At 45.7% G+C, this 12,190-nt stretch carries 8 protein-coding genes; 1 reads left to right on the forward strand and 7 read right to left on the reverse strand.

What is annotated here, in order from left to right; all coding sequences use genetic code 11:
• Nucleotides 1–317 precede the first annotated feature (317 nt).
• Both yunB and tyrS read right to left on the reverse strand, forming a co-directional pair.
• Complete coding sequence (yunB, locus tag TOCE_RS06960) at nucleotides 318–971, reverse strand: sporulation protein YunB (RefSeq protein WP_013276175.1); 654 nt, start codon at nucleotides 969–971, stop codon at nucleotides 318–320.
• 56 nt (nucleotides 972–1,027) lie between these two features.
• Nucleotides 1,028–2,230 carry a tyrosine--tRNA ligase gene (gene tyrS / locus TOCE_RS06965; RefSeq protein ID WP_013276176.1) on the reverse strand — a complete coding sequence of 401 codons (1,203 nt, stop codon included), beginning with the start codon at nucleotides 2,228–2,230 and terminating at the stop codon, nucleotides 1,028–1,030.
• 162 nt (nucleotides 2,231–2,392) lie between these two features.
• Here tyrS and TOCE_RS06970 point away from each other — a divergent pair, with 162 nt between their 5' ends.
• Entirely contained in the window at nucleotides 2,393–4,873 is a 2,481-nt protein-coding gene (locus TOCE_RS06970; protein ID WP_013276177.1) for a transglycosylase domain-containing protein, read from the forward strand.
• A gap of 51 nt (nucleotides 4,874–4,924) precedes the next feature.
• On the opposite strand, the gene TOCE_RS06975 is transcribed toward TOCE_RS06970, so the two are convergent.
• From TOCE_RS06975 to zapA, 5 genes are read right to left on the reverse strand one after another with little or no spacing between them, the layout of a single operon-like run.
• Nucleotides 4,925–5,383, reverse strand: a complete 459-nt coding sequence (locus TOCE_RS06975; protein WP_013276178.1) for a 2-thiouracil desulfurase family protein — start codon at nucleotides 5,381–5,383, stop codon at nucleotides 4,925–4,927.
• Nucleotides 5,380–7,752 (reverse strand): endonuclease MutS2, encoded by a 2,373-nt coding sequence (locus tag TOCE_RS06980; protein ID WP_013276179.1) that lies wholly within the window; start codon nucleotides 7,750–7,752, stop codon nucleotides 5,380–5,382. Before TOCE_RS06980 ends, TOCE_RS06975 begins: the two co-directional genes overlap by 4 nt.
• A gap of 14 nt (nucleotides 7,753–7,766) precedes the next feature.
• Nucleotides 7,767–10,187, reverse strand: coding sequence for a U32 family peptidase (locus TOCE_RS06985; RefSeq protein ID WP_041423901.1), 2,421 nt, complete (start codon nucleotides 10,185–10,187; stop codon nucleotides 7,767–7,769).
• Complete coding sequence (polX, locus tag TOCE_RS06990) at nucleotides 10,184–11,902, reverse strand: DNA polymerase/3'-5' exonuclease PolX (RefSeq protein ID WP_013276181.1); 1,719 nt, start codon at nucleotides 11,900–11,902, stop codon at nucleotides 10,184–10,186. Before polX ends, TOCE_RS06985 begins: the two co-directional genes overlap by 4 nt.
• 19 nt (nucleotides 11,903–11,921) lie before the next feature.
• The gene (gene zapA, locus TOCE_RS06995) at nucleotides 11,922–12,185 is read right to left on the reverse strand and encodes a cell division protein ZapA (RefSeq protein ID WP_013276182.1); all 264 of its coding nucleotides are present in this window, start codon (nucleotides 12,183–12,185) and stop codon (nucleotides 11,922–11,924) included.
• Nucleotides 12,186–12,190: the final 5 nt, after the last annotated feature.

Genomic DNA, 12,190 nt, shown 5'->3' on the forward strand with positions numbered 1-12,190 from the left:
TCTCAGGCGTGACACTGTTCAGTTTTCAAGGATCATTGCGTCAGGAATTTCATTATAACATCTTTCTGTGCTTGTGTCAAGTTTGTTTGGTCGATTCTGTCATTCACTTTATGTGGCTGACGATTTTTTATTATACATCATGTGTCGGAGTCTGTCAACACCAATTGTTAATTTTTTTTGAGCAGTTCAACCGTCAGCGTTTAATACTATACCACAAGCCGGATACGGGTTCAATTTTAAAAGCCATGAAATTTTGCTATTTTTACCGGCTAATCCCAACTATCCCTCGGTTATTCTCTTTTTTTCACCGGATTACCTTATTGTTTGAAATCCAGTATGGTCTGCGGAACATTCCCAACTATTATAGTTTCGGCTATGGGTACGTTGGTCTTTACCTCCACGCTGGAACTCAGAAATGGCCGAACCACCCTTACCTGGGCGGTTATATCCAGAATGATTTTGTGTCTCGTTTGGTTAATACCCGCTTCCTCGAAAGCTTCCGAAGTATGCACATGCGCCGTCCCTACAGGATAAAGCGATACATTTATGGGAGGACCCAGATTTGCAAATATTTTGCTGCCTGTTACTGACCCAAGAGGAATCTGTATACCGTCCATCGTTATTTCTTTAAGTGCCTTCACTACTTCCAAAGTCGTTTCGGTTTCAATCCTGTTAATTTCAATAGTATTTATTTGAATTAGAGTAATCTGCCCGCTTACGTCTTTGTGGATTGTGATAAGATCTTTGTACTGGACATTCTTGGCTATCTTCTCTTTAACCGCCCGGTTTATGGCTTCCGTGGCCAATATCCGAGTTCGGGCCTCGGCTATGGCAAAAACGGTAGGTGCTATCTGTCTTTCTATGAAGATTAACATGAGAAAAGTGATTAAAGCTATGGTGATCAAAATGGCGTACAAGTTAATCAATTTATATGTAAAGATTCGTCTGTACCACCTGGGCCGGCCAAACATAAAAAACCCCTCCTATTAGAATATGCAGGAGGGGATCAATTTGTTCCTTATCTATTTTATGATCTGACTACCCTCACGAACTTTCTTTTTCCCACCTGAAGGACTACAGGAGATGAGATTTCGAGATCCATAGCATCGGAAATTTTTTCTCCGTTTATTTTTACTGCTCCCTGCTTTATCATCCTTAAAGCTTCACTGTTAGAAGAACATAAACCTGAAAGGGTCATCAATTTTGGTAACCATACCTTGCCTTCATCGATTTTGAACTCAGGGATTTCGTCGGGTAAATCCTTTTTCTGAAATACTCTCACGAAGTTTTCCTCGGCTCTTAATGCTTCCTCGTCTCCGTGGTATATCTTTACAATTTCCCTTGCCAGCCTCATCTTTGCGTCTCTAGGGTTAATATTCCCTTCTTTAATGCCTTTCTCTATTTTGTCTATCTCTTCAGGATCGACGTATGTTGCCAGCCTATAGTATTCCATCATGACCTCGTCGGGAATCGACATAACCTTCCCATACATCTCGTCGGGTGGTTCACTGACACCTATGTAATTTCCAAGGCTTTTACTCATTTTCCTCTTGCCGTCAATCCCCACGAGGATGGGCATGAGCATAGCCACTTGCGGTTCCTGTCCGTACTCTTTTTGCAATGTCCTACCCATCAGTATATTAAATTTCTGTTCGGTGGCACCCAGTTCTACGTCGGCTTCTAAAGCGACCGAGTCGTAACCTTGCATCAGCGGGTAAAAAAATTCGTGAATTGATATAGGCCTGCCTTCCTTAAATCTCTGGCTGAAGTCCTCCCTTTCGAGCATACGGGCTACGGTATACTTAGATGCTAGCTTTAAGACATCTTCAAAACTCATACGTCCCAGCCATTCGCTGTTGAATGCTATTCTGGTCTTACCGGGATCGAGGATTTTAAAAACCTGTTCCTTGTAGGTCCTGGCGTTTTCCATTATTTCTTCTCTGGAAAGCTGTTTTCTGGTTTCCGATTTACCCGTAGGATCTCCTATCATTCCGGTAAAATCACCGATCAGCAATATAACCTCATGCCCCAGATCCTGAAACTGGCGCATTTTTTTCAGTACAACAGCGTGGCCCAGGTGAACGTCCGGCGCTGTAGGGTCTAAACCAAGTTTGACCCTCAGAGGTTTTTTGGTTTCATAAGACCTTTTTAATTTGTTAAGCAATTCTTCTTCGAATATGATCTCAACCGCATTTTGTTTTAAGATTTCAAGTTGTTCTTCAGGTCTCAATGTTATCCCTCTTCCGTCAGCATGTTTTTATTTTCATAATTATAGCACAGTCTGAGTATATGTTCAAACATTTGTATTTCCATTAAGATTTATATTGTGGTATAATTATTTTTGCATAACGGTTCGAGGGGTAACATATATGGCAAATCAAGGAGGTTAGTTATGAGTAATAATACCGGAAAAAGAAAACTCTCTCTTTATAGGAGTTTGTTATTTTTAGCATTATTTTTTGTGCTCGCATCCTCCGGAGTCGCACTCGGGTTGTTCATTTACTACGTAAAGGATACCCCGCCTTTTGATCCTCAAAAATTAAAACCCAGCGAAACTTCAATTGTTTACGATACAAAGGGCAAAGTAATTGCAGAGCTTCATGGAGAGCAGAACCGCATCCCCGTCCCTTTAAGCGAAATTCCCGAACACCTAAAGCAAGCTTTCATAGCCATTGAAGACCAGTACTTTTACGAGCATAAAGGTATCAACTTTCGTTCACTTATAGGTGCACTGTGGACCGATATTATTCGCAGAGAGTATCACAGGGGAGCAAGTACTATAACCCAGCAGCTGGTAAAAAACGCTTTCCTCACCCACGAAAAGACCTTGAAACGCAAGGCGCAGGAAGCCTGGCTGGCAATACAGTTAGAGCGCCATTTTACTAAAGACCAGATACTCGAATTCTATCTCAATCAAATATATTTCGGCCATTCGGCTTACGGTGTGGAAGCGGCTGCTCAAACCTATTTCGGCAAAAGTGTGAAAGACCTGACCCTGGCGGAAAGCGCTATGCTGGCGGGTATAACGAAAGGCCCTTCACTCTATTCGCCATACCTCAATTTCGATAGGGCAAAAGAGAGACAAGCCGTCATTTTAAATGCTATGGTCGAGATGGGATTCATCACCAAAGAAGAAGCAGAAAATGCAAAGAAGGAAAAAATAAATCTTATCGGCCTTAAAAATGCAAAAGCCGATTACAAAGCCCCTTATTTTACGGATTACGTAGTGACCCAGCTAGCGCAGTATTTTCAGAAGGAACTCGGGATGACCGAAGATGAAGCTTACAAAAAAATATATAACGGCGGATTGAAGATTTACACCACCGTTGATATGGAGATCCAGGAAGCGGCCGAGAAGGCCCTGGCCAACCCGAAAAATTACCCGTATACAAAGGAGGACAAGAACGGCCTTCCCCAACCCCAGGCTGCTGCTGTAGTAATAGATCCGCATACGGGCTATATAAAGGCTTTGGTAGGAGGGCGAGAACATTATAAAAGACTCGGCCTGAACAGGGCCTCTCAATCTTACAGGCAGCCGGGATCAGCTTTCAAACCGATAGTAGTCTACACAGCTGCCATAGACATGGGTTATACAGCCGCTACCGTCGTAGACGATTCCCCGGTTTCGTACGGCTCCTGGTCGCCTCAAAACTATACCCATAATTTTAACGGCCTTACAACTATAAGAGAAGCAATCGCCGACTCCGTCAACGTAGTGGCAGTCAAGGTCCTGAAGGATATCGGCATCGACCGTGGAATAGAATACGCCCAAAAATTGGGAATAAAAAGCCTGGTGCTGGAGGGGCGTAAAAACGACAGGCAACTTTCTATAGCTTTAGGGGGCTTAACAAAAGGCGTCACCCCCCTTGAACTAGCATCGGCTTACGGAACGCTGGCAAATCAGGGCACTTACGTGGAGCCGACTGCCATATTAAAAGTTGTCGATAAAAACGGTAGAACCCTCCTGGAAAATAATCCCGACAGGTGGGCGGCCGTAAGTCCCCAGGTCGCCTTTATAGTAACGGACATGATGCGAAGCGTTATTACCGAGGGAACCGCAACAAGACTTGCCGGTTTGCCGTTTCCCGTGGCCGGTAAGACCGGTACGACTTCCGACAATAAGGATGTCTGGTTTGTGGGATATACTCCTCACCTGGTCGCAGCCGTCTGGATGGGACATGACGAACCAGCACCGATGAGAGGGGTTGCGGGAGGTTATCAGCCGGCACTGATATGGAAGCAAATCATGACCGTCGCCCATAAAAATCTCCCCAGGGTCAACTTCCCGAAACCCAGCAACATAGTGGGTCCCATCGCTGTATGCGAGGATTCGGGTAAGATTCCAACAGAACTGTGTTATAGGGACCCCAGAGGGCCAAGGATAAGAGGGGAATATTTTATAAAAGGCACTGAACCTACCGAATTCTGTGATGTACACGTGGAAAAATTAATTGATGTCTCAACAGGGCTGCTGGCGACACCTTACTGTCCTCCCGACCAGGTACAGAGTAAGGTTTTCCTGGTTCGCCCCCCCTATAAAGCTTCTGCAAGCGGCAAAATACCGCTTGATGCAAAATACCAGCCGCCTACAGAATACTGTAATGTTCACGGCCCGGGATCCATTAATGAAGGTGGTCTTCCCGGAGGAGTAATTGTGCCACCGGTCGACCAAAATAACCCCGGCAACGGTAATGGCGGCGGCAATAATTCTCCAGGAAATAGTCAAGACCAAGATCAAGGCCAAGATCAAAACCAAGATCAAGATCAAGGGCAGACTCGGGATGAGGATCGAAAACAAAATAAAGATGATAACATAAACAACAACCGCAGAAGAAGTGACGTAGAAAACTTAATAAACCGGCTTTTACAATAAAAGGGGAGCGCATAATGCTCCCCTTTTATCGTTACTATAAATTTTTTGTTATCAATGCCGCTCCAGGTAATCATCGGAGTCTATTACTTCGATCCCGTGGGACTTCAGGTAGGCGGCGGTCACACCCAGCCCGTCTTTAAGCACGCCGCGAAAACTGCCGTCATATATTTTTTTGCAACCGCAGGATGGGCTTTTAGATTTTAATATGGCGGCTTCGGCACCGGTAATGTTTGCAAGTTTCAGGGTTTCTCTGGCACCTTTTAAAAATTGTTCCGTCACATCCTTACCATCACGGGTGAGGACCCGTGCCTTTCCTTCAATCACTTCAAAACCGTCTTTGCCTATAATTTCAGACGGCTCCCTGGGTGTGGGCAGACCTCCAGCTTGCTCGGGGCAAAACGGGATCGCTTTTCCCCTTCTCACCAGCTCTTCAAAAACCTCAGAAAAACTATTTTTCCCGTCGTATCTGGTATTAAAGCCTGCAAGACATGCACTTATTATATATATCACCTGAATTCCACCACCGTGACCCCTAATCCTCCCTCATTCATGTTACCGGGCCTGAAAGACTTTATGTCTTTTCGAGTTTTCAGCATGTCCTGTATGCCTTTGCGGAGTATTCCCGTTCCCTTGCCGTGTATGATCACCACACTGGGCAAACCGGCAAGGCTGGCATCGTCTAGGTATTTGTCGACTTTTAACAAGGCCTCGTCCAGAGTAAGGCCCCTCAGGTCTATTTCTCTTGAAATCTCTCTGGTTTTCTCCATGGCTAAGGATGAATACTTCACGTTACCGCTATCGGCTTTATCCTCTTCCTCTTGTATTTTCACCAAGCTGGATAACGGTAAATTCACCTTCATGATTCCTATCTGTACCTGTGCCGTTTTTTCCCTTTCGTCAACCGACACTATATACCCTTCCTGATTTAAGCTTTCCACCCGGACTTTATCTCCAGGATTTATTGGACCAGCTACAACTTTAGCACCGGCTTTTTTTATTAAGGGTTCCTTTGGGGAATAATCGTCTGACGCTTTCTTTAGCCGCCTTCTTACCTCCTCGATAATTCGGTCCCTAACCTGCCTTGTATCCTGAGCCTCTACCTCTTTTAACCTTTCCAATATCTTTTCAGCTTCTTTATTGACCTTTTCGATAATACTCCTTGCTTTTTCCCGGGCTTTTGCCAGTATTTTTTCCTCCCGGTTTCTTAACTTTTCCTTTTCATCCTCCAGCTCCTTCAACCTCATCATGTACTGCTTCTTTAGTTCCTGAATTTCCTCTTTCTCCCGTTTAGCCCTTTCTCTTTCCTGTTCAAGGCCTTTGAGCAGGTCCTCCAACTGGATGTTTTCTCTGTTCAAGAAACTTCTGGCAAGTTCTATTATTTCTCTTTTTAATCCGAGCCTTTTAGCTATTTCAAAAGCGTTGCTCTTACCCGGAATGCCTATCGTTAGCCTGTAGGTCGGACTCAGCGTTTCTACATCGAACTCCACGCTGGCGTTTTCCATTCTCTCCATGGAATAGGCAAAAGCTTTAAGTTCACTGTAATGGGTCGTCGCCACTACCCGAGTTCCCTTTTCGCAAAAGTAATCCAATATGGCCATAGCGAGGGCTGCGCCTTCGGTGGGATCGGTGCCCGCGCCTAGTTCATCCAGCAACACCAAGCTCCTCGAGTCGGCTTTATCGACAATGTCCTTTATGTTTTTCATGTGGGATGAGAAAGTGCTGAGAGACTGTTCTATGCTCTGTTCATCCCCTATATCGGCAAATACTTCATTGAACACGGAAAGTTCAGTGCCTTCTTCGGCGGGCAGGTGCAGGCCGGCCTGCGCCATAAGGGCGAAAAGACCTACGGTTTTCAGGGAGACGGTTTTTCCGCCGGTATTAGGACCGGTTATAACTAACACTGTGAACTCGTCTCCCAGATAAATATCGATGGGGACCACTTCGCCTCTCAATAAAGGGTGTCTGCCCTTTCTTATATTAATATAACCTCTCGAATTTAAGCCGGGCTCAACCCCTTTAATATCCATGCTGTATTTGGCCTTTGCCAGAATAAAATCCAGGCGGACAAGTCCCTCAAAGGTCACTTCCAGGTATTCTCTGTTTTCGGCGATCTTTTCTGAAAACTCCCTTAATATCTGCTCCATTTCTTTTTGTTCCTCAATTTCTAACCTTCTCAGCTCGTTGTTGATCTGAAGGACGGGCATGGGCTCCAGGTAAAGCGTGGCCCCGCTCGCCGACTGGTCGTGTATCACTCCCGGAATACTGGATCTGAATTCCTGCTTTACGGGGATTACATACCTACTGTTCCTAATAGTAATTATCGGTTCCTGAAGAAATTTTTGATACTGAGGCGAACTTATATATAATTCCAGCTTTTCCTTCGCCCTCTGGAACAGAATCCTTTTCTCTTTCCTTATGGCCGACAATCTAGGGCTTGCCCCGTCGGCTATTTCATTTTCGCTTATTATGGCTTTATGGATCTTATCTTCAAGGGACGAAAAAATGTGAATCTCCTCTATTATGCTGCCTATAATCCTGCACTCCGCAATCCCCTTTTCAGACCAGGTATTCTTTACAAGGCGGGAAGTTTTCATAACCGATGCTATTGAAAGCAGTTCCCCGGTCGTGAGCACAGCTCCCATGGTTGCTCTTTTCAAAGAAGTACGTATATCGGGCAGTTCGTTTAAGGGTATATTAATCCCCGACCTCAGGATAGTGACGCCCTCGCTGGTCTCCCGCTGCATGCTCTTTATCAGCTGTTCATCGGCGGCAGGTTTCAACTCCAGGAGGCGACCTTTCGCTACATCGGATACGGCGTATCGGCTCAATATCCGTTTTACCTTGTCAAACTCCAAAATTTTTTGAGCCCGTTCGTTCATAGGATCACCCTCTTCTATTTGACCCCTCGAAAGAAATGCCCGTAAGTATGGGCGCCGGTCAGGGTCTTCTCATCGATTTTTTCTTTGACGACCAGGGCGTTTTTATAGGCTTTAACAAGACGCTCCACCTCCCCGGCCTCTTTGCCTATCAGGTAGAGCTGGCCTACGTTGACGCCCGCATTCCGTATTCCTTCCAGGTGGTTGATCATACATAGTTCATAACAGTTGTAAATATGGGATCTCCCCCGCTCGTCTACCACCACCGGAAACACTTTCCCTATACGGTCTTTCAGTCCGACCTTTCTTTCATTTGAATCGATATTTGCTTTAATCAAATTATGTTCGCTTACCATTAACGGTAATCTACCGTGGACAAGACATTCAATCGGTAGCGGTGCTGCAAGCTGCCCGATCTGGTTCAACGAAAGTTCCGGCGAAAGGACTACTCTTGATACTCCCAGTTCATTTAAGACCTTGAGACTCACCGAGTTGAAGGTATTAAGCGAAAAATCGGCCACCGCCTTTATACCTCTTTTAACGGCCGAGATTATGACTCCGAGGTTCCCGGCCAGTACACCCTCCCCGTGCACCAATTTTGTTTCGTCCAGTAAATTTTCAAACTCCCCCATCGTTTTTCTGTCTACTATCCGCGGAAGAGCCAGGTAAAATTCGCATCCACATCCATCAGCCAGACGACGCACTTCTTTGTAATGCTTTTTCGTCTCCGAGAAATTTTCTCCGCCGAAATAAATTATGTCTACTCCGGAGAAAATAGCAGCGCGGGCGGATTCTACGTTATCAACCCTGGCGCTCAACTTGAGCGCTGAGGACTTCCCGATTCCGGGATGCCGGTAGACTTCTTCTATAAAATCTCTCCACGATTTTTCCACCGGCGGCTTAATGTGTCTCGCGAGCCTCAGTTGTCCGAGTTGCGCCACTGCTTTACGCCTGGTATCGTTCATCGAGCTGAAAGGCAGCATCGCACCTTTTTCAATGCGGGCGGTAAAGTTCCTGAGGAAAAATATCGTATTGCCCAACCGGTCTATCTGACCCCTGACAGTGCGTTCGTCAAGAGGATGCTTTTCGGCCTGCTGCACCAATTTTTCTGAATACGCTAAAGCTTCACTTCCTTCGGGGTCGGTCATTTTCACCATCATGGGCTTACCTATTTCCAGCGACACCTCTACATCCACCGGAACTTTTCTTGCAAGTTTGGGGTCAGTGTAAGTTTTTCTTACTTCACTGAGGAGTGCGGTATCCGATGTCTTGTAAATGGGGGTGCCCCGGGGAATTGGCTCCCTGGTCCTCAATTCCACGATTTCCCCGGGCCCTGCCTGGGACCTCTTCCGGCCGTTTACGAAAAATTCCGTAACGACGTAACCGAATCCCTCTTTTCCCCTGAAGTCCACGCCATCCCCCACGTGCAAGTGATCTTCCAGCAGTATCTTTACAAAACCCCGTTTCCTATCGTAACCTGTAACTTTTCCAAGGAAGACACCTTTATTTCGCGGGCAATCCACACTCATCAATTTGGCCCCGGGGTTGCCAAAGTAATATCCGGTCGTAAAATCTCTGTTGAAAATCCTGGCAAGTTTACTCTCATCCTCAGGAGGTACATTGTAACGTTCCGGGGCTTCGAGGTAACGGTCCATGGCCTGTCTGTAAACGGAGGTGACCAGAGCCACGTATTCCGGTCTCTTCAACCTGCCCTCTATCTTGAATGAATCAATGCCCGCTTCGATTAACCGTGGCAGGTGGTCTATCAATTTCAAATCCCTGGGACTGAGCAGATGAAGTTTTTCGGTAAGTTTGTTTCCTTTTTCATCGACTAAAGCATAAGGTAAGCGGCACGGTTGGGCGCACTGGCCCCTGTTGCCGCTCCTCGAACCTATGAAACTGCTCATGAGGCATTGTCCCGAGTAGCAAAAGCACAGAGCTCCGTGGATGAAGGTCTCGATCTTCATTGAAGTGCTGGATTTTATACGCCTGATTTCGTCGAGAGACAGTTCCCGGGCAAGGACGACCCTATCAAATTTCAGATTTTCCAGTGCTTTAACACTCTCCGCATTGTGGATAGTCATCTGGGTGCTACCGTGAACCTCCATATGCGGGAAATTTCTCTTTATAAAAGCTCCGAAGCCCAGGTCCTGAACTATTATTCCGTCAACACCGATGGAGTAAAGAAAATCTACGAAATCCGCAGCTTTCTCCATCTCTTCGTCGGATATCAATATATTGACGGTAACGTAGAGGTTTACGCCTTTTAGGTGGGTGTAGTAAGTAGCCTCCTTCAGTTCTTCTCTGGAAAAATTGGCGGCAGATCTTCTGGCGTTAAATTCCTTGCCGCCCAGATATACCGCATCGGCTCCATTCTCTACTGCAGCCCGTAGTGCCTCCATATTACCCGCCGGCGACAACAATTCCGGTCTTTTCACTTTTTGTCCAGCACCTCCAACAGCTGGGAAAGCGGAAGGGTATTTATTACATCTCCCTTTTCGAGCCAACCCCTCCGGGCAACCCATATACCGTATCTTATGTCTTTCAATCCTTCCAACTCATGGGTGTCGGTGTTTATAACCATTTTTACTCCCATCTCTTTCGCCTTCATGGCCAAATGGTCGTTCAGATCCAATCGATCCGGTGTAGAATTGATCTCAAGTATGGTATTTGTTTCGGCAGCCGTCTTCAAAATCACATCAATATCCACGTCATAGGAATCCCGCTTGCCGAGTATTCTACCGGTTGGGTGAGCAATTATATTCACAAAGGGATTTTCCATAGCCGCTACAATCCGGCGGGTTATTTTTTCCCGGTCCTGTTTAAAGCCGCTGTGAACGGATGCAATTACTACATCCAGTTCCTTCAGTATTTCGTCATCGAAATCTAAAAGTTCGTTTGTTAAGATGTCCACCTCGATACCCGTTAGAATTCTTATGCCTGTTATCTCTTCATTTAGCTTTTTTATAAGCTCTATCTGACGCATCAAGCGTTCCTCATCAAGGCCCCGGGCGACTTTAAGAGATTTCGAGTGATCCGTTATGGCCACGTATTCGTACCCCATTTCCCTAGCTCTGATAGCAATTTCTTCTATCGAATTTATTCCGTCGCTCCAATTGCTGTGAACGTGAAGGTCCCCTTTTATGTCAGCCAACTTTACAGGATCGGGTAGCCGGTCCTCTATGGCAGCTTCTATCTCGCCTTTGTCTTCTCTCAGTTCGGGAATTATATATGGCATATCGAGTAATTTGTAGACTTCCTCTTCGTTCCCGGGATAGATGACCTCATTGTTTTTTTCTTTGAAAACGCCGTTTTCATTAATATCAAGACCTCTTGTTCGGGCGATCTCCTTCAGTTTGACGTTATGATCCTCGTTACCGGTATAATGATGTAAGGCAGCCCAAAAAGATCGGGGTTCGACAACCCGAAGATCCACCTGTACCCCTAGATCCAGCACTACGCTTGTTTTATCCGTATCCCGGGCCACGACTTCGGTTATCCTGGGATAATCCAGGAATCCTTCCAAGACCTCGGCGGGACTTTGCGATGAGACAACTAAATAGATATTGCCGATGAGTTCCTTTCTCCTGCGAAGGCTACCCGCCTCTTCCACTTTTTCTACGGCGGGCAGAAACTTAAGCATATCCTTTATCTCCTCCGCCAGATAAAGGGCAGTAGATAAAAGCATCTTGCCCGCCTTTCCCTTCAGCATTTGTATTCCTTTTAAAATAGCCTGCTCCGTCTTAACGCCTATTCCCGGCAATCCCCTCAATTTATGACTTTTTGCAGCTTGTTCCAACTCATCGATCGTGGTTATATTAAGAGCATCGTAAATTGTTTTAATCCTTTTAGCGCCAAGCCCGGGGATTTTGAGCATTTCAACCAGGCCTCTGGGGATGTCCTTTTTCAGTTCTTCGTAATGCCTGCATGTACCTGTCTCGATAATTTCTTTTATCTTGCCCTCCAGCGCTTTCCCGATCCCTTCTATACTGCCGAGGGATGAGGTTTTCATGATTTCTTCTATATCTTCCGGCAGGTTGGCAATTACCTGAGAAGCTTTGCGGTATGCTCTTATTTTAAAAAAGTTTTCTCCCTTGATTTCCATCATATCGGCGATATCGGAAAATATATACGATACGAGGAAATTCTTCATAACGCCACAACCTCGATTCTCAGGATTTTTCATCTTCCAGAAGTTCTAGAAATTCGTCGTACTCGGCTTTCAGCCTCAAAAATTCATCGGCGATGTTGATGGCTGTCAGGACCGCCAGATTAATCCGGTTCAACCTCGGATTCGCTTTTGAAAGGGATCTCATTTTTTGGTCCACATAGGCTGCTATTTGTTTAATATGCTCTTCCGAAGCAGCGCCTTTTATATAATAATTCTCCCCGTTAATTTCAACTTTTACCCTTGTTATATCGGACTCCCTTTCCATCGGTT

Origin of the sequence: Thermosediminibacter oceani DSM 16646 (assembly GCF_000144645.1) — a bacterium.
GTDB classification, from domain to species: domain Bacteria; phylum Bacillota; class Thermosediminibacteria; order Thermosediminibacterales; family Thermosediminibacteraceae; genus Thermosediminibacter; species Thermosediminibacter oceani.